The sequence below is a fragment of the Bacillus sp. FSL W8-0645 genome (assembly GCF_038007905.1).
In the GTDB taxonomy this organism is placed as follows: domain Bacteria; phylum Bacillota; class Bacilli; order Bacillales; family Bacillaceae; genus Bacillus; species Bacillus pumilus.
This window is the reverse complement of record NZ_JBBOYC010000001.1, coordinates 2,393,738-2,412,966: the sequence shown is the minus strand read 5'-3', so window position 1 is coordinate 2,412,966 and position 19,229 is coordinate 2,393,738. Positions and strand designations below refer to the sequence as shown.

The window sequence follows — 19,229 nt, the reverse complement described above, 5'->3', positions numbered from 1 at the left end:
AGTTAAGATCCAACGAGGTGTATAATGGTTGCCAAAATAAACATTGAGGCGAAAAATCCGAATGTGACGATAAAACCAACAGCTGAGTCGATCGCATCATTTCGCTTGCTTTGAACATTTTTTTCAAATTCATTCATTTTCATCCCTCCTGGCTAATTTTAGTATACTTGAACTCATTTGGAATTGCTAGAACGTAAAGTAACCGTTTTCCATTTTCATGATCATTTTATGAATATCGTCTGAAGCAAGCTGACCCGGGAGCTTGCACCAGACGTTTACTATAAATGAGGAGGCGGTACTTTCAGCTTCCTCTTTACTAATGTCTTCGCACACTTTAGGATAGAGGAGGAAGTGAAAGAGAGGGATTCAATTTATGGTCTTTGAGGTTTGGAACAATTTAAAAAGAGGGGATATCCATCCCGTTTATTGCTTATATGGAAAAGAAACGTATTTACTGCAAGAAACAGCAGCTAAATTAAGACAAGCTGTAGTAGACGAAGAGACAAAGGATTTTAATTTCTCCGTCTTTGATATGGAAGAGGTGCCGCTTGAACAGGCTGTGACAGATGCAGAAACCTTTCCGTTCATGGGAGAAAGGCGTCTCGTTTTGATCAAGAACCCTTATTTTCTTACAGCGGAAAAGAAAAAAGAGAAGATTGAGCATGAGCTTTCTCTGTTAGAAGCTTATTTAGAAAAACCGGCGCCTTATACCATTCTCGTCTTATTAGCACCATATGAAAAGCTGGATGAACGGAAGAAAATCACCAAATTGTTAAAAAAGAAAGCGGCTATGGTTGAGGCAAAAGAGTTAAACCCAAAAGAAACAACGGATTTCACCATTACACTGGTGAAAACAGAAGGAAAGACGATGACATCTGAAGCGGCTGAGCAGCTTGTGATGCTGTGCGGCGGGAGCCTATCCTCATTGTTTCAAGAGGTCAGGAAGCTAAGTACATATATTGGAGAGCGAGAAGAAATTGAATTAACGGATGTCAATCAGCTCGTTGCAAGAAGCTTAGAGCAGAATATTTTCGAATTAATTAACCAAATTGTCAACAGACGCCGCTCTCAGGCCATGCAGATGTTTTATGATTTGCTGAAACAAAATGAGGAACCCATTAAAATATTAGCACTTATATCCACTCAATTTCGTTTGATTTTGCAGACGAAGTATTTCGCTCAGCAAGGATATGGGCAAAAACAAATTGCTTCAAATCTAAAAGTCCACCCATTCCGCGTCAAACTTGCTATGGATCAGGCAAGGCTGTTTTCAGAAGAAGAGCTGAAGCAGATTGTCAAAGAGCTATCAACGATCGATTATGAAATGAAAACGGGTAAAAAGGACAAGCAGCTATTGCTAGAATTGTTTCTGCTTCGCCTATTAGGCGCTTGAACATAAAAAAACGACCTTCTAAAAAGAGGGTCGTTTTTGTTTAGATGTATAATTGTCAGTCTGTCCTAATGGCTGAGCCGGTCAGGACGGACGTACAGTTAAACAGTTGCCTCATTACTGAGGCGTTGCAAGCATTATGCAGAAAGTCCGTTTACTTGTTTAGCAAGTCTTGACTTGTAACGCGCAGCTGCGTTTTTGTGTACAAGACCAGTTTTAACGGCTTTGTCAATGCGTTTTGCAGCAGAAGAAAGAGCAGCTTTTGCTTGCTCAGCATCGTTGTTAGCTACAGAAACTTCAACTTGTTTAATCGCAGTGCGCATCGCAGACTTGATTGTTACGTTGTGTGCACGGCGTTCGTTATTCGTTTTTGTACGTTTGATCGCTGATTTAATATTTGGCATGTGTTTCACCTCCTAAGATACAACCTAAACACAATTGTCTTAAGGTTAAATCTTCACAATAGAACAAGTTGTATTCTATCAAACACACCTTTAGAATGCAATATAAATGTAAAGTATTTTTCATTGATGAAGCGCTCGAATGTTTCTTTCAAGAGATGGAAAGACTACTGTTAATTACTTGGTGGAAGGAGTCTTTTTATGGAGAAACAGAAACTTGATTTAAGTGCTTATCAAATTCGGACAGACTTGGCTGTTGAAACAAAAGAGATACTAGAACAAGAGAACGATCCGAATGTTGTCAAAAAGGATGGAATTCAAGGGATTGTCGAAAAGGAAAAAGAGGAGCATGGCATCCGTATACGCACGGTGGAGATCACGAAAGAAGGGGAGGCGCTGACCAGCAAAAAGGCAGGAACATACTTGACACTTGAGGCACAGGGCATTCGGGAGAAAGATTCTGAGATGCAGGAAAAAGTTGTCGAAGTCTTTGCCCATCATTTTGCTCAGTTTTTAAAAGATCGAGGCATTCAGACTGATGCGAGCTGTCTTGTAGTAGGACTAGGAAACTGGAATGTCACGCCAGATGCGCTAGGTCCGCTCACGGTTGAAAGTCTGCTTGTGACCCGGCATCTTTTTGAATTACAGCCGGAAAATGTACAGGAAGGCTACCGCCCAGTGTCTTCTTTATCACCGGGAGTGATGGGACTGACTGGTATTGAAACAAGCGACATTATACAAGGCGTGATCGAGCGGTCCAAACCCGATTTTGTCATTGCAATCGATGCCCTTGCTGCTCGTGCAGTGGAACGGGTGAATACCACGATTCAAATCTCTGATACAGGTATCCATCCCGGTTCAGGTGTAGGGAATAAGCGAAAAGAATTAAGCAAAGAAACGTTGGGAATTCCAGTGATTGCGATTGGCGTTCCGACAGTGGTAGATGCAGTCACCATTGCAAGTGACACAATTGATTATGTCTTAAAGCATTTTGGTAGAGAACTGAAAGATGACAGGCCGTCCCGCTCTCTTGTGCCGGCTGGTTTGACGTTTGGGAAGAAAAAAGTACTAAACGAAGAAGACTTACCAGATGAAGAAACGCGTCAATCATTCTTAGGTATCGTAGGAACTCTTCCAGAAGAAGAGAAACGGCAGCTGATTCATGAAGTGCTTGCGCCGCTAGGGCAAAATCTCATGGTCACGCCTAAGGAAGTGGATACATTCATTGATGATATGGCAAACGTGCTCGCCAATGGATTAAACACAGCGCTTCATCAAAAAATCTCTCAAGATAACATGGGTTCTTATAATCATTAATCGGTTCTACTTTCTCTAGCTCGCTCATAGTGTAATTACTAGAAAGCGTGCTGGAGGGAGTAAATCATGAAAAAAAGACCCCGCCGTCCTCGACAGTTGGTCGTTGCGATTAATGGAACAAAAGTAGTCAAAAGCATTTTCTTATTTATAGCCTCGCTTGTTGTAGTGTTTGTGATGTCAGGGGCGTTGACATCTTTAAAGCCTGAGCTGAGGCCACAAGCCTCGCTATATGGTGTAGCAGATGAGCTTTCCGGGGCGTTTTTCGCCACATTAATGGGCATGGAAAACCAATATTTCGCCTTAGCCGTCCCGAAAGATCAAAAAGGGTTTCATTTCTCTGGACTGTCACTCAAGCTTGCGACCAGTATCAATTTAGAAGACCCGCGTAGTTTTCTAGGGAGAGAACTTCCAGGCTTTAAACATTTTGATACAAAAATCATCTTAGCGGGTGAAGGAACAGACTATACCAACATGCCAATGGAATCGCCGCCACCAAGTGAAGTCATTCAAGATGAAAAAGAAGCAAATTTGGCAGAGCTGGACAAGCTCGACAAAGATGTACCAAAAAAGCCTGCGAAAGAGCCGGACCGGTCGACAGGAAAACGAAAAGCTGTGTACATTTACCATACACATAATACGGAATCATATTTACCATTTTTAAAAGGAGAAACGAATCCAAACAATGCAAGGCACTCAAAAGTGAATGTCACCCTTGTCGGCGACATGTTCGGAAAGGCGCTTGATCAGCAAGGAATCGGGAATACGGTTGACAAAACAGAAGTTGAAAAACGGCTTCTCCAAAAAGGGTTAAAGTATCCCCAGTCTTATAATGAATCAAGACTGGTCGTAAAAGAAGCCTTAGCGAAAAATGATGACCTCGAATATTTAATTGATATCCACCGTGATTCAAGAAGAAAGAAAGACACCACTGTCGAGATCAAAGGAAAGAAATATGCGAGAATTGCGTTTGTTGTGGGGAAGAAGAACCAAAGCTATGAGAAAAACCTTAAGCTGGCGACGGAGTTCCACCATTTGATGGAGAAAAAATATAAAGGGCTCAGTGTCGGTGTGTTTGCCAAAGGCGAAATTGGTGATAATGGAATTTATAATCAAGATTTATCCGACAAAGCCCTTCTTTTAGAATTTGGCGGAGTGGATAATAATATGGAAGAATTGAAAAATGCATCCAATGCAGCAGCTGATGTCTTCAGTGATATATTCTGGGATGCGGAAAAAGTAGACGGCAAAGCAAAGGATGAGAAAAAACGCTCTTAAGGTGGTGACGGTGCATGGGATCATTTATTGGAAAAACCATTATTTTAGGACTGGTCTTGCTATTTGGCGTCTTTTTAGGAATGCAGCAGGCAAATAATGGCATGCTGCAAATGAAGGGTTACCATGACCCGCAATTAAAAGGCGCTTTCTCCATCCAAATGAACGATGACGAAGAACGAGAAGCCTCTATCTTAGGAACAGCTGTTACAGAAAAGGATCTTGCCGAAAAACAAAAGCAGCTTGAGGAAATAGAGAGCTTTAATGCTTTCTCCAAGGCAGGGAAGGCGTTGTCTGATGGCATGACACATGCAGCTCGTTCTCTTTATGATTGGGTGAATGGGAAATAAACAAATCAACACCATATGACTAAAGCCGCTAATCAATGAGCGGCTTTTCTTGATTTCGATTGAATCTTTACAGCCCTATTGATATAATCTAACCTAGCGCAACCCGCGTTTTATAGTAGGAGTGATAGATTGTGACAGATAAAGAAAAACGATTAGAACGGCAATCAAGAATTCGAAATTTCTCCATTATCGCCCATATTGACCATGGGAAATCCACATTGGCCGACCGTATTTTAGAAAAAACAGCGGCGATTACGCAGCGAGAAATGAAAGAACAATTACTTGATTCCATGGACTTAGAGCGTGAACGCGGCATAACGATTAAATTAAACTCTGTCCAGCTGAAATATAAGGCGAAGGATGGAGAAGAATATATTATGCACCTGATTGATACACCAGGGCATGTCGACTTCACCTATGAGGTTTCTCGAAGCCTTGCTGCCTGTGAAGGTGCGATTCTCGTAGTAGATGCAGCACAAGGAATTGAAGCACAGACACTTGCGAATGTTTATTTAGCTCTTGATAACAACTTAGAAATTCTTCCGATTATCAATAAAATCGATCTGCCAAGTGCAGAGCCTGAGCGTGTAAGAGGAGAAATTGAAGATGTCATCGGGTTGGATGCGTCTGAAGCTGTTCTCACCTCTGCTAAGGCGGGTATTGGGATCGAAGATATTTTAGAACAAATCGTCGAAAAGGTGCCAGCACCTGCTGGAGACCCAGAAGCACCGCTTCAAGCTCTTATATTTGATTCTCTCTACGATGCGTATCGCGGCGTTATTGCGTACATACGAATTGTGGAAGGAACCGTCAAACCAGGTCAGAAAATCAAAATGATGGCGACGGGCAAAGAATTTGAAGTACTTGAAGTCGGCGTATTCACACCAAAAGCCATGCCGACAGATGAACTCACTGTTGGAGATGTTGGCTACTTAACAGCAGCAATTAAAAATGTTGGCGATACACGTGTGGGGGATACGATCACAAGTGCGGTGAACCCAGCGAAAGAAGCACTGCCAGGATACAGAAAGCTGAACCCAATGGTTTACTGCGGTCTTTATCCGATTGACACAGCGAAATATAACGATTTACGTGAAGCACTAGAAAAGCTTGAATTAAATGATTCTTCACTTCAATATGAGGCAGAGACGTCCCAAGCACTTGGCTTCGGTTTCCGCTGCGGCTTTCTTGGAATGCTTCATATGGAAATCATCCAAGAACGGATTGAACGTGAATTTAAAATCGATCTCATTACAACAGCACCAAGTGTTATTTACGATGTGTATATGACAGACGGAGAAAAAATCATCGTCGATAACCCATCCAATCTACCTGATCCGCAAAAGATTGAGAAAATTGAAGAACCATACGTGAAAGCAACAATGATGGTGCCGAATGACTATGTAGGCTCTGTCATGGAGCTTTGCCAAGGAAAGCGCGGACATTTCATTGATATGCAATACCTTGATGCAAACCGAGTGAGCATTGTGTACGAAATTCCTTTGGCGGAGATCGTGTATGAATTCTTTGATATGCTCAAGTCCAACACAAAAGGCTATGCGTCCTTTGATTATGAGTTGATTGGCTATCGTCCGTCTACTCTAGTGAAAATGGACATCATGCTGAATGGTGAAAAAATCGATGCCCTTTCCTTTATTGTTCACCGCGATTACGCCTATGAACGAGGCAAGATCATCGTAGAAAAGCTGAAAGAACTCATTCCACGCCAGCATTTTGAAGTACCAGTTCAAGCAGCGATTGGACAAAAAATCGTGGCTCGTTCTACCATTAAAGCAATGCGTAAAAACGTACTTGCTAAATGTTATGGCGGAGACATTTCCCGGAAAAGAAAGCTTCTTGAGAAGCAAAAAGAAGGGAAAAAGCGCATGAAACAAGTGGGCTCTGTTGAAGTCCCGCAAGAAGCATTTATGGCTGTGCTGAAGATGGACGACAGCACACCGAAAAAATAACAACCTCCTCAAGGCAACCTGCTTTACAATGTCAGCCTTGGCGTTTATAGTCGAAAACAAACAAAGGTGCCGCAGCGATAAACTGCGGCTCTTTACCTGTAAAGAAGGTGTCATCAAATGAAAGCAGCATACATTCACATTCCATTTTGTGAGCACATTTGCCACTATTGTGATTTCAATAAATTTTTCATTAAAACGCAGCCAGTCGATGAATACTTAGCGGCTCTTGAAAAAGAGATGCAGCACACGATCGAGCAAAAGGGCGAGCAAGAGCTAAAGACGATCTTTATTGGCGGGGGAACTCCGACATCATTGACCGTCAGCCAGCTAGACCAGCTTATGAACAGTATTCACCGTGTGTTAAAGCCGGCAAAAAAACTGGTTGAATTTGCAGTTGAAGCGAATCCAGATGAATTATCACTCGAGAAGCTGCATGTGTTAAAAGAAGCCGGTGTCAATCGGCTAAGTTTTGGCGTTCAAACCTTTGAAGATGATTTACTCAAAAAAATCGGACGAGTTCATCAAAAGAAAGATGTTCTCACGTCTTTCGAGCGAGCAAGAGATGTTGGATTTGACAACATAAGCCTTGACCTCATGTTTGGCTTGCCGCATCAAGAAAAGCATCATGTGATGAATTCACTTGAGACAGCTTTCTCATTAGGAGCAGAGCATTATTCTGTCTACTCACTGATTGTGGAGCCGAAAACGGTGTTTTACAACTTAATGCAAAAAGGAAAACTGCATTTACCGCCTCAAGAACGTGAGGCTGAAATGTATGAGCTTGTGATGGATGAAATGGAGCGCCATGGATTACATCAATACGAAATCAGCAATTACGCCAAACCTGGCTTTGAAAGCCAGCATAACCTGACCTATTGGAGCAATGAAGACTACTTCGGTTTCGGTGCAGGGGCACACGGGTATGTAGATGGCATCCGAAATGTGAACGCAGGACCAGTGAAGCATTACTTGGAACTGATTGAGCAAACTGGGTTCCCATATAAAGAAACTCATCAAGTCACAAAAACAGAGCAGATAGAAGAAGAAATGTTTTTAGGCCTCCGAAAAATCGAAGGGGTGAAAAGTGCGGACTTCCAAGCCAAATATGGTGCTTCACCAGAAGCTCTCTTTCCCTCGGTTCTTGAAGAATTAGAAGAAAAAGGTCTCATTGTAAAAGATGACATTGGAATTCGTTTAACAAGAAAAGGGAAATTGTTAGGAAATGAAGTATTTCAAGCGTTTCTCGGTGAGTTATAATTGACATTTTAATTTGAGTTTGGTAATTTTGTTTATACAATTAGCACTCGTTGAAAGAGAGTGCTAACAGGGGTGATGATGATGTTAACAAATCGTCAGCTTTTGATTCTGCAAGTCATCATTAATGACTTTATTCGTTCGGCGCAGCCAGTTGGGTCAAGGACTCTTTCTAAAAAAGAGGACATCACATTCAGCTCTGCAACGATTAGAAACGAAATGGCTGATTTGGAGGAACTTGGTTTTATCGAAAAGACTCATTCTTCATCAGGAAGAATTCCTTCAGAAAAGGGATATCGTTATTATGTAGATCATTTGCTCTCTCCGCGAAAACTGTCGTCTAAAGATCTTGTGCTTATCCAGTCGGCTTTTCAGGAGAAAATTTTTGAGCTGGAAAAAACAGTTCAAAAATCGGCGGAAATTTTATCAGATCTCACAAACTATACATCGATCGTGCTTGGTCCAAAGCTGAGTGAAAATCGATTAAAGCAAATTCAGCTTGTCCCCGTTCAGCCAAACAAAGCAGTAGCAATCATGATTACAGACAGCGGACATGTTGAAAACAAAACCATTACCTTCTCTGAGCATCTCGATGTCTCCGATATTGAGAAGCTGATGAATATTTTGAATAGCCGCTTAGCCGGCGTTCCAATGGACCAGTTGAAGGACAGGATGTATAAAGAAGTGGTCATGCTTCTGCGCACACATTTAAAAGATTATGATCACATTTTAGATGCGCTTGGCAACACATTTACATCGACACAAAATGAATCAAAACTTTTCTTTGGCGGGAAGATTAATATGTTGAATCAGCCTGAGTTTCATGACATCGACCGCATTCGCTCACTCATGATGCTGATTGAGCAAAAGAATGATGTCATGCAGCTGTTTCATCCAAATCAGCAAGGTATCACCATTAAAATCGGTTCGGAAAACAATTTAGAAGCAATGGAGAACTGCAGTTTGATCACAGCGACTTATTCGATTGATCAAAAATCACTTGGCTCCATTGCCGTCATCGGACCAACCCGCATGGATTACGGGCGAGTCGTTAGTCTTTTGCATCATGTATCAAAAGACTTGTCAAACGCACTTTCCAATTTGTATGATGAGTAGGGTGATAAAAAGATAGGGGCACAGCCCCTTCGTATTCTTGAATCTTTTGAGGGAGGTGAACACAATGTCAGAAGAAAAACAGACACCTGAGCAAGAAGCAGAGGTTGAAGCACAAGAAGAAGCAGTTCAAGCAGATACTGAGGAAGTAGCGCATGATGAACAGTCTGCCTTCCAAGAGAAAATCGATGAATTGCAGCAACTTCTAGATGAAAAAGAAAACAAGATTCTGCGTGTTCAAGCAGATTTTGAAAACTATAAACGCCGTGCTCGAACTGAAGTGGAGACCGTGCAAAAATATCGTTCTCAACATGTTGTCAGTGATCTTCTCCCAGCTCTTGACAACTTTGAAAGAGCACTTGGAATTGATCCAGACAATGAGCAGGCGAAAAGCTTGTTAGAAGGAATGCAAATGGTTTACCGCCAGCTGGTAGAAGCGTTGAAAAATGAAGGCGTTGAACCAATTGAAGCTGTCGGCAAAGAGTTCGATCCAAACCTTCATCAAGCCGTCATGCAAGTTGAAGATGAAAACTTCGATTCAAACATCGTAGTAGAAGAATTGCAAAAGGGCTATAAACTCAAAGACCGAGTTATTCGTCCATCAATGGTAAAAGTAAATCAATAACTACATAATGGGAGGTCATCGATTATGAGTAAAATCATTGGGATTGACTTAGGAACAACAAACTCATGTGTTGCAGTACTTGAAGGCGGAGAGCCAAAAGTCATTGCAAACGCTGAAGGAGCACGTACAACACCATCTGTTGTCGCTTTTAAAAATGGAGAGCGCCAAGTGGGTGAAGTAGCGAAACGCCAATCAATTACAAACCCGAACACAATCATGTCTGTTAAAAGACATATGGGTACAGATTATAAAGTAGAAGTTGAAGGCAAGAACTATACACCGCAGGAAATCTCTGCAATCATTCTTCAACATCTTAAATCTTACGCTGAAGGCTACCTTGGCGAAGAAGTAACAAAAGCTGTTATCACAGTTCCTGCTTACTTCAACGATGCAGAACGTCAAGCTACAAAAGATGCTGGTAAAATTGCTGGTCTTGAAGTAGAACGTATCATCAACGAACCAACAGCAGCTGCACTTGCTTATGGTTTAGATAAAACAGATGAAGATCAAACGATCCTTGTATACGACCTTGGCGGCGGTACATTTGACGTATCAGTCCTTGAGCTTGGAGACGGCGTCTTTGAAGTACGCTCAACTGCTGGGGACAACCGTCTAGGTGGAGACGATTTTGACCAAGTGATCATTGATCACTTAGTAGCTGAATTCAAAAAAGAAAATGGCATTGACCTTTCAAAAGATAAAATGGCGCTTCAGCGTTTAAAAGATGCTGCTGAAAAAGCGAAAAAAGATCTTTCTGGTGTATCTTCTTCACAAATCTCACTGCCATTTATCACAGCAGGAGATGCAGGTCCTCTTCACCTTGAATTAACGCTAACACGTGCTAAATTCGAAGAGCTTTCTGCAGATCTTGTAGAGCGTACAATGACACCTGTACGTCAATCATTGAAAGATGCTGGTTTATCTGCTAACGAGATTGATAAAGTCATCCTTGTTGGTGGATCAACTCGTATTCCTGCAGTACAAGAAGCAATCAAAAAAGAAACAGGCAAAGAGCCTCATAAAGGTGTAAACCCTGATGAAGTGGTTGCTCTTGGTGCAGCGATTCAAGGTGGAGTCATCACAGGAGATGTCAAAGACGTTGTTCTACTTGACGTAACACCACTTTCTTTAGGAATTGAAACAATGGGCGGCGTATTCACAAAGCTGATTGAACGTAATACAACAATTCCAACAAGCAAATCTCAAGTATTTTCAACGGCTGCTGACAACCAAACAGCGGTAGACATCCATGTCCTGCAAGGTGAGCGCCCAATGGCAGCAGACAACAAAACATTAGGTCGTTTCCAATTGACTGATATTCCGCCAGCACCACGCGGCGTACCACAAATCGAAGTATCTTTTGATATCGATAAAAACGGTATTGTCAACGTACGTGCGAAAGATATGGGTACAGGCAAAGAGCAAAACATCACAATCAAATCTTCTTCAGGTCTTTCTGATGATGAGATCGAAAAAATGGTCAAAGAAGCAGAAGAAAATGCTGAAGCAGATGCGAAGAAAAAAGAAGAAATCGAAGTGCGCAATGAAGCAGATCAATTAGTGTTTACAACTGAAAAAACATTAAAAGATCTAGAAGGCAAAATCGATGAAGAGCAAGTGAAAAAAGCAAACGATGCGAAAGATGCACTAAAGGCTGCGATCGAAAAAGGCGAGCTTGAAGACATCAAAGCGAAAAAAGATGAGCTGCAAACAATCGTTCAAGAACTAACGACAAAGCTCTATGAAGAAGCTGCAAAACAGGCACAAGCTCAGCAAGAAGGCGCTGAAGGTGCTCAAAAAGCAGATGACAATGTAGTGGATGCAGAATACGAAGAAGTAAACGACGATCAAGAGAAAAAATAATCACCTTTACTTTTGAAAAAGACTGCTGAAACGTACTCGTCAGAAAGTCAAAGTCAGGATCTCTTGGCTTTGACTTTTTTTCTTTCCAACGATGAAAGCAATTGAAAAAGGTCAAATCAAAATGATACAATCGTACTTATGTGAGAAAATCGGGAGTGTGAAGAGATGAGTAAGCGTGATTACTATGAAGTGCTTGGCGTGAGTAAGAGCGCCTCAAAAGACGAGATCAAAAAGGCATACCGCAAGCTTTCAAAAAAGTATCACCCTGATATTAATAAAGAAGCTGGCTCAGATGAGAAATTCAAAGAAGTAAAAGAAGCCTATGAAACCCTTTCTGACGATCAAAAACGTTCGCAATATGACCAGTTCGGTCATACCGATCCAAACCAAGGCTTTGGCGGCGGCGGTTTTGGCGGAGGAGGAGACTTTGGCGGCTTCGGCGGCTTTGATGACATCTTCTCTAGTATTTTTGGCGGTGGAGCCAGAAGAAGAGATCCAAATGCACCGCGTCAAGGAGCAGACTTGCAATATACAATGACGCTTTCATTTGAAGAAGCAGCATTTGGGAAAGAAGCAACGATTGAAATCCCTCGCGAGGAATCATGTGAAACATGTCATGGTTCAGGGGCAAAGCCTGGGACAGAAGCGAAGACTTGTTCACATTGCGGCGGCTCTGGTCAATTAAATGTTGAGCAGTCAACTCCGTTTGGTAAAGTGGTCAACCGCAGAGTATGTAACTACTGTAGCGGAACAGGAAAACAAATCGATCACAAATGTTCTACATGCGGCGGCTCTGGTAAAGTGCGTAAGCGTAAGAAAATCAATGTGACGATCCCAGCTGGTGTTGACGATGGTCAGCAACTCAGAGTGTCTGGTCAAGGGGAACCAGGTGTAAATGGAGGACCTCCAGGCGATCTATTTGTTGTGTTCCATGTGCGTTCGCATGAATTCTTTGAACGTGACGGAGATGATATTTACTGCGAAATGCCGTTAACCTTTGCACAGGCTGCATTAGGTGACGAAATTGAAGTGCCGACACTACACGGTAAAGTGAAATTAAAAGTCCCTGCTGGCACGCAAACTGGCACAAAGTTTAGACTCAAAGGAAAAGGTGTGAAAAATGTACGCGGCTATGGCCAAGGCGATCAGCATATCGTTGTACGAGTCGTCACACCAACAAATTTAACGGACAATCAAAAAGATATCATTAGAAAATTTGCTGAAGTGAGCGGAAATAAACCGGACGAACAAGAAATGAGCTTCTTCGATAAGGTAAAACGCGCATTTAAAGGCGAGTAAGACGGATAAGGAGTTGGTAGTATTGAAGTGGTCAGAAATTAGCGTCCATACAACAAATGAAGCGGTGGAACCAATCACCAATATTTTGCATGAAGCAGGTGCGAGTGGTGTCGTGATTGAGGACCCGCTTGATTTAGTCAAGGAACGTGAAAATGTATACGGTGAGATCTACCAGCTCGATCCGAATGACTATCCTGAAGAAGGGGTCATCGTCAAAGCCTATCTTCCAATGAACAGCTTTTTAATGGAAACGGTAGATGAGATCAAAGAAGCCATCAACAATCTTCTTCTATACGATATTGACCTTGGACGAAATACGCTGTCTATCTGTGAAGTAAATGAAGAAGAATGGGCCACCGCATGGAAGAAATACTATCACCCTGTGAAAATCTCTGAAAAATTCACCATCGTTCCAACATGGGAAGAATATACACCGGTTCATTCTGATGAACTGATTATTGAAATGGACCCAGGAATGGCATTTGGAACAGGGACACATCCAACAACCGTTCTTTGTATTCAGGCGCTTGAGCGCTATGTGAAGGAAAACGATACGGTGATTGATGTTGGAACAGGCTCTGGGATTTTAAGTGTGGCAGCAGCGATGGTTGGTGCAAAGGACATTCAAGCCTTTGATCTCGACACCGTTGCGGTTGAAAGTGCAAAGCAAAACATTGAGCTAAATGGTGTAAGCGAACAAGTGACGGTCAAGCAAAACAACTTACTTGATGGGATTTCAGGTGAACGAGATGTGATCGTCGCCAACATTCTCGCAGAAGTGATTTTGCGCTTTACAGATCAAGCCTATGACTTATTGAAGAAAGATGGCTATTTCATTACATCAGGCATCATTGGACAAAAGAAATTACAAGTCAAAACAGCATTAGAAGAAGCAGGTTTTGACATTGTTGAAGTGCTGTCAATGGAAGATTGGGTCAGCATTATAGCGAAAAAATAAAGCGAGTAGGTGTCAGGACACGTATGCAACGATATTTTATCGACCTCACGAAAGAAGAAGTGATCGCAAAGGGATCTATCGTCATCAATGGTGAAGATGTACATCACCTTTCCAATGTCATGCGCATGAAAGCAGGGCAGGAAATCCTTTGCTTAACGACAGACGGCTTTGAAGCGCTCAGTAAAATTGATACAATAACAAAGGAAGAAGTCATTTGTCACGTTGAAGGCTGGACAAATCAGGACAGAGAGCTTCCGGTAAGAGTAACAATTGCGAGCGGTCTCCCAAAAGGAGATAAGCTTGAGCTGATTATCCAAAAAGGCACAGAGCTTGGCGCAAGCGCATTTATCCCGTTTCAAGCGGCTCGTTCTATTACAAAACTTGACCAAAAGAAGTCACATAAAAAACGAGAGCGCTGGGAGAAAATCGCGAAAGAAGCGGCTGAACAGTCCTACCGGAATATCATTCCTCGTGTTGATCCAGTATCAACATTTAAAGAGCTGACTCAATTAGCTGGTGAATTCGATAAATGTGTCGTTGCATACGAAGAATCATCGAAAGAAGGAGAGCAAAGCCGCTTTCAAACTGTGCTCCAACAGATGAAAGGCGGACAAACCTTGCTAGTGGTTTTTGGCCCTGAAGGCGGTTTGGCAGAAAAGGAGATTGAAGCGCTTGAAACGCTTGGTGCAGTCATTTGCGGGCTCGGACCACGCATTTTAAGAACAGAAACAGCTCCTCTTTACGCGCTTTCTGCTATATCTTATCAAACAGAGTTATTAAGAGGTGAATCATGATGGGAACAGTAGCGTTCCATACACTTGGCTGTAAGGTCAATCACTATGAAACAGAAGCGATCTGGCAGCTGTTTAAAGAAGCAGGCTATGAAAGAAAAGAGTACGAATCAAAAGCAGACGTATATGTCATTAATACATGTACGGTCACGAATACTGGCGATAAAAAAAGCCGCCAAGTCATTAGAAGAGCCATTCGTCATAACCCGGATGGTGTCATTTGTGTAACAGGCTGTTATGCGCAAACATCTCCAGCAGAAATCATGGCGATTCCTGGTGTTGATATTGTCGTGGGAACACAAGACAGACATAAATTACTCGGTTACATTGAAGAATATCGCAGAGAAAGACAGCCGATTAATGGGGTTGGCAATATTATGAAAGCACGTGTGTTTGAAGAACTCGATGTTCCTGCTTTTACAGACAGAACACGTGCGTCATTAAAAATCCAAGAAGGCTGTAACAATTTCTGTACATTCTGCATTATTCCTTGGGCTCGCGGACTTCTTCGTTCTCGTGATCCAGAAGAGGTCATCAACCAAGCGCAGCAACTTGTGGATGCCGGCTATAAAGAAATTGTATTAACAGGTATTCACACAGGCGGATACGGAGAAGACTTAAAGGATTATAACTTTGCAAAGCTTCTGAAAGAATTAGATAAACGTGTCAGCGGCTTAAAACGAATTCGTATTTCATCTATCGAAGCAAGTCAAATTACAGATGAAGTGATAGAAGTGCTTGATCAGTCAGATAAGATTGTCAGACACCTTCACATCCCGCTTCAATCTGGCTCTAATACAGTGCTGAAAAGAATGCGCCGTAAATATACGATGGAATTCTTTGCAGAGCGTTTAACAAAGCTGAAAAAAGCATTGCCAGGTCTTGCTGTCACCTCTGATGTGATTGTAGGATTCCCTGGAGAAACAGAAGAAGAGTTTTTGGAAACATACAATTTTGTCAAAGACCATCAATTCTCTGAACTGCACGTATTCCCTTACAGCAAACGTACAGGTACGCCAGCTGCAAGAATGGAAGATCAAGTGGATGAAAATGTGAAAAACGAACGTGTCCACCGCTTGATCGCTCTTTCTGACCAGCTTGCGAAAGAATACGCATCAGCTTATGAAGGAGATGTCCTAGAGATTATTCCGGAAGAATCCTTCAAAGAACAAGAAGGGAAGCACAATCTTTATGTGGGCTATACAGATAACTATATGAAGGTTGTTTTTGAAGGAACAGAGGACATGATCGGCCGTTTGGTCAAAGTGAAAATTACGAAAGCGGGTTATCCTTATAACGAAGGACAATTCGTTCGTATAAGCGATGAAGTACAAACAGACAAAGTGAGAATGACCTCATAATCAATAAAACACCGGCTGCCAAAAGGGCAAGCCGGTGTTTTATTTTGATTGATTCGGTAACAGACATAAAATCAATGTGTGAAATGGACGGATGAATGGGAAGAAAAGCAAAGAGCTTGCCACATTAAACAGCAGGCTGAAGTGCGCAATTTGCTGGGCTGGAGCGTTTGCAAGAAGAGCGACGAATTCTGTCATCATGGCGAGAAATGGGAGACATAAAAGCACTCCGAGCACATTAAACAAAACGTGTGCATAAGCCGTTTGACGTGCTGCATAGCCGCCAGATATGGCAGCCATTACGGCTGTAATACAAGTCCCAATATTGGACCCTAACACAAAGCTGATGCCTTCTTGAAGCCCAACCGTTCCTTCATTCATAAATCCCATTAAAATGCCGATACAGACGGAGCTCGAATGAACAATCGCTGTGAAAATAGTGCCAGAAAGCAGCGCCGTCCAGTCAGAATGCTGCATCATTTCGAGAAAGCGCAGTGTCTCAGGCTGACTTGTCATCATACCTGCAATTTTAGAAAAGCCTTGAATACAAAAAAAGATCATCCCGAGTCCAAATATACTTTTTCCTGCATGCCTAAAAGATTTTCTGCCTAACATCATGCATATGAGACCAGCTAGAATTAAGACCCACATGAAAACATCCATTTTAATGGCGATAAATTCTGTTGTAAACGTAGAGCCAATATTGGTACCAAGAATCATTGGAATGGATTTTTTAAAAGAGAGAATACCTGTACTGACAAAGCCAATCACGATGACCATAAACGCTGAACTGCTTTGAAGAATCCCTGTAAATACGATGCTGACTAAGAATGCTTTTACCGGATGATCTGTAAAGAGAAGAAGTGATTTCTCAATGCGAGACGACGCAAGCGCCATTAATCCTTTTCTCAGCAAACCCATTGACCATAAAAAAATGAAAATAAGTGCACAAAAATAAATGATCGCCATCATAGAAAAGTCCTCCTCTTACCAATGAATATATGGACTTGTCTACCTGCTCATGACGAAAATATATTTCCAAATCACTTAGTTGACCTCACACTAGGCTTATATTATAATATCTAGGTACATGTTTTGCATGTATATCTTTTTTTAATGCAGTCGATTGGTGTATTCGGAGGGAGGGAAAGAGAATGTCAAAAACGGTCGTTAGAAAAAACGAATCGCTTGAAGATGCTCTTCGTCGCTTTAAACGCAGTGTATCCAAAACTGGAACATTGCAAGAAGCAAGAAAGCGTGAATTTTATGAAAAGCCTAGCGTAAAGCGCAAGAAAAAGTCTGAAGCTGCTAGAAAACGTAAATTCTAAAGAGGGTGGATTTTATGAGTCTTCTTGAGCAATTAAATTCTGATATGAAGCTTTTTATGAAAAACCGTGAGAAAGACAAGCTTGTTGTCATTCGGATGGTTAAGGCTTCGCTCCAAAATGAAGCAATTAAGCTTAAGAAAGACAGTTTGACCGGCGATGAGGAACTAACCGTCCTTTCCCGCGAGATTAAGCAACGTAAAGACTCCCTCCATGAATTTTCGAAAGCTAATCGCTTAGATTTAGTAGATAAAGTTCAAAAAGAGATTGACATCTTAGACGTTTATTTACCTGAACAGCTTTCTGAAGAAGAACTGCAAACGATCGTGAAAGAAACGATCGCTGAAACAGGTGCATCATCGAAGACTGATATGGGTAAAGTCATGAGCGCTATTATGCCAAAAGTAAAAGGTAAAGCTGATGGAGCTGTCATTAACAGACTTGTCAGCGAACAGCTGTCTCAATAAAAAAGTATCCTTCTATTGTTAGAAGGGTACTTTTTTTATACCTTCATCATTCTGTCATATAAAAATGAAACCTATGATACATTTGTAACGTATGTAAAGGAACGGTAAAATGGAAGATAGAGAGGAGGGATCACCAAATAGATGAAAAAAATAAAAATTTCTATTGCTCTCTTCAGTTGTTTTATAATATGCTTATTATTAGGGGTTCAATTGACCGCGAAATCAGTAGATCAAAAAGTTCATGTTATCCCAATTGAAGATACAGTAGAAAAAGGACTTTCTCAATTTATTGAACGATCATTTGAGCAGGCAAAGTCCGAACGAGCGAAACATATCATTCTAGACATCAATACACCAGGTGGTGCAGTCGATGCGGCGCTTGAGATCGCAGATACCATTCGTGCGTCTGATATTCCTGTGACAGCGTTTGTGAATCATAGAGCGCTTTCTGCTGGGGCATTCCTTGCACTAAATGCCGACGATATTTATATGACCCCAAATGGAAAGATGGGGGCTGCTGCGATCATTGATGGAGAAGGCAATGCTGCCGACCAAAAATCTGAATCGCTATGGCTTGCTGAAATGAGTGACGCTGCCGAAAAGAAGGGGCGTGATCCAAAGTATGCACTTGCAATGGCAGATGTCGATATAGACGCAAAAGAGGCTGGTGCACCAAAAGGAGAATTGCTCACCTTCAACACAGACCGTGCGCTTCAATTCGGTTATGCAGAAGGGGAAGCGAAAAATATGGATGACTTGCTTCAGAAGCTGAAGTTAGCCGACGCTTCTGTTCAATACGATGAAGTGAGCTTTGCTGAAAAGGTTGCGCGCTTTCTCACGCACCCAATCGTCATTCCAATCCTTTTATCCATCGCAAGCTTAGGGTTAATTGTTGAGCTCTATTCTCCTGGTTTTGGGATTCCAGGCACGATGGGAGTGACAGCGCTTCTTTTATTCTTTTATGGTCATCTCGTGGCTGGTTTTGCAGGATATGAGACGTTGTTCCTGTTTTTAGCAGGGATATTACTCATGATTCTGGAATTGTTTTTGCCGGGGGGAATCGTAGGTGTCATTGGACTGATCTGTGTGGTTGTCAGCTTATTTTTAGCAGCTGGAAGCTTTACAGAAATGGCGATTTCCATCTTGATTGCCACTGCTGTTTCAATCATAGCAGTTATTATATTGACAAAGGTGTTGGGGAAACGTATGAAATTTTTCAAAAAGTTCATTTTAACCGATTCAACCAATAAGGAAAGCGGTTATGTCTCAAATGAAACAAGAGAAGATCTTGTTGGGCAAATCGCGGTGACAGCAACCGCACTTCGTCCGTCAGGTACAATAGTATTTGGAGATGAGCGCATTGATGTTGTATCAGAAGGTGCATTCATCGATAAGGATGAACAAGTAAAAATTGTGAAAGCGGAAGGCTCACGCATTGTCGTGAGGAAAGTATAGATAACTGATTTTATAGGAGGA

The 19,229-nt window shown here is 41.9% G+C and carries 19 protein-coding genes; 16 read left to right on the top strand and 3 right to left on the bottom strand.

Annotated elements, in window-relative coordinates:
* Positions 1-2 precede the first annotated feature (2 nt).
* Positions 3-137: a YqzM family protein gene (locus NST39_RS12380; protein ID WP_003217416.1), complete on the bottom strand. Its 135-nt coding sequence runs from the start codon at positions 135-137 to the stop codon at positions 3-5.
* A gap of 236 nt (positions 138-373) precedes the next feature.
* Here NST39_RS12380 and holA point away from each other — a divergent pair, with 236 nt between their 5' ends.
* A complete protein-coding gene (gene holA, locus NST39_RS12375; RefSeq protein WP_341028605.1) occupies positions 374-1,393 on the top strand; it encodes a DNA polymerase III subunit delta in 1,020 nt (339 codons plus the stop codon).
* Positions 1,394-1,527: 134 nt separating this feature from the next.
* On the opposite strand, the gene rpsT is transcribed toward holA, so the two are convergent.
* On the bottom strand, positions 1,528-1,794 hold the full coding sequence (rpsT, locus tag NST39_RS12370) for a 30S ribosomal protein S20 (RefSeq protein WP_003217506.1): 267 nt from the start codon (positions 1,792-1,794) through the stop codon (positions 1,528-1,530).
* Positions 1,795-1,992: 198 nt separating this feature from the next.
* On the opposite strand from rpsT, the gene gpr reads away from it, so the two are divergent.
* The 12 genes from gpr to mtaB all read left to right on the top strand — a co-directional run bounded on the left by gpr (position 1,993) and on the right by mtaB (position 15,964).
* Positions 1,993-3,108 carry a GPR endopeptidase gene (gpr, locus tag NST39_RS12365; RefSeq protein ID WP_003217353.1) on the top strand — a complete coding sequence of 372 codons (1,116 nt, stop codon included), beginning with the start codon at positions 1,993-1,995 and terminating at the stop codon, positions 3,106-3,108.
* Between the two features lie 66 nt (positions 3,109-3,174).
* Positions 3,175-4,383, top strand: a complete 1,209-nt coding sequence (locus NST39_RS12360; protein ID WP_341028604.1) for a stage II sporulation protein P — start codon at positions 3,175-3,177, stop codon at positions 4,381-4,383.
* 14 nt (positions 4,384-4,397) lie between these two features.
* Positions 4,398-4,730, top strand: a complete 333-nt coding sequence (locus tag NST39_RS12355) for a YqxA family protein (protein ID WP_061408632.1) — start codon at positions 4,398-4,400, stop codon at positions 4,728-4,730.
* Between the two features lie 131 nt (positions 4,731-4,861).
* The gene (lepA, locus tag NST39_RS12350) at positions 4,862-6,700 is read left to right on the top strand and encodes a translation elongation factor 4 (protein WP_050943735.1); all 1,839 of its coding nucleotides are present in this window, start codon (positions 4,862-4,864) and stop codon (positions 6,698-6,700) included.
* 117 nt (positions 6,701-6,817) lie between these two features.
* On the top strand, positions 6,818-7,957 hold the full coding sequence (hemW, locus tag NST39_RS12345; protein WP_341028602.1) for a radical SAM family heme chaperone HemW: 1,140 nt from the start codon (positions 6,818-6,820) through the stop codon (positions 7,955-7,957).
* Between the two features lie 81 nt (positions 7,958-8,038).
* Positions 8,039-9,070, top strand: coding sequence for a heat-inducible transcriptional repressor HrcA (gene hrcA, locus NST39_RS12340; protein ID WP_050943737.1), 1,032 nt, complete (start codon positions 8,039-8,041; stop codon positions 9,068-9,070).
* Positions 9,071-9,134: 64 nt separating this feature from the next.
* A complete protein-coding gene (gene grpE / locus NST39_RS12335; protein WP_044139427.1) occupies positions 9,135-9,692 on the top strand; it encodes a nucleotide exchange factor GrpE in 558 nt (185 codons plus the stop codon).
* Between the two features lie 24 nt (positions 9,693-9,716).
* Positions 9,717-11,555 (top strand): molecular chaperone DnaK, encoded by a 1,839-nt coding sequence (gene dnaK, locus NST39_RS12330; RefSeq protein WP_065098446.1) that lies wholly within the window; start codon positions 9,717-9,719, stop codon positions 11,553-11,555.
* 165 nt (positions 11,556-11,720) lie between these two features.
* The gene (dnaJ, locus tag NST39_RS12325) at positions 11,721-12,854 is read left to right on the top strand and encodes a molecular chaperone DnaJ (protein ID WP_003217525.1); all 1,134 of its coding nucleotides are present in this window, start codon (positions 11,721-11,723) and stop codon (positions 12,852-12,854) included.
* A gap of 22 nt (positions 12,855-12,876) precedes the next feature.
* Positions 12,877-13,812, top strand: a complete 936-nt coding sequence (gene prmA / locus NST39_RS12320) for a 50S ribosomal protein L11 methyltransferase (protein WP_003217481.1) — start codon at positions 12,877-12,879, stop codon at positions 13,810-13,812.
* Between the two features lie 23 nt (positions 13,813-13,835).
* Positions 13,836-14,606, top strand: coding sequence for a 16S rRNA (uracil(1498)-N(3))-methyltransferase (locus NST39_RS12315; RefSeq protein ID WP_044139424.1), 771 nt, complete (start codon positions 13,836-13,838; stop codon positions 14,604-14,606).
* A complete protein-coding gene (mtaB, locus tag NST39_RS12310; protein WP_044139423.1) occupies positions 14,606-15,964 on the top strand; it encodes a tRNA (N(6)-L-threonylcarbamoyladenosine(37)-C(2))-methylthiotransferase MtaB in 1,359 nt (452 codons plus the stop codon). Before NST39_RS12315 ends, mtaB begins: the two co-directional genes overlap by 1 nt.
* Before the next feature lie 39 nt (positions 15,965-16,003).
* Here the strand turns inward: mtaB and NST39_RS12305 are convergent, their stop codons facing one another.
* Positions 16,004-16,933 carry a Na/Pi symporter gene (locus NST39_RS12305; protein WP_044139421.1) on the bottom strand — a complete coding sequence of 310 codons (930 nt, stop codon included), beginning with the start codon at positions 16,931-16,933 and terminating at the stop codon, positions 16,004-16,006.
* A 182-nt stretch (positions 16,934-17,115) separates the two neighbouring features.
* Here NST39_RS12305 and rpsU point away from each other — a divergent pair, with 182 nt between their 5' ends.
* From rpsU to NST39_RS12290, 3 genes are all read left to right on the top strand, one after another.
* Entirely contained in the window at positions 17,116-17,289 is a 174-nt protein-coding gene (rpsU, locus tag NST39_RS12300; protein WP_003152957.1) for a 30S ribosomal protein S21, read from the top strand.
* A 14-nt stretch (positions 17,290-17,303) separates the two neighbouring features.
* Positions 17,304-17,753 (top strand): GatB/YqeY domain-containing protein, encoded by a 450-nt coding sequence (locus tag NST39_RS12295; protein ID WP_003217508.1) that lies wholly within the window; start codon positions 17,304-17,306, stop codon positions 17,751-17,753.
* 141 nt (positions 17,754-17,894) lie between these two features.
* Positions 17,895-19,208, top strand: a complete 1,314-nt coding sequence (locus NST39_RS12290) for an NfeD family protein (RefSeq protein ID WP_341028598.1) — start codon at positions 17,895-17,897, stop codon at positions 19,206-19,208.
* Positions 19,209-19,229 lie beyond the last annotated feature (21 nt).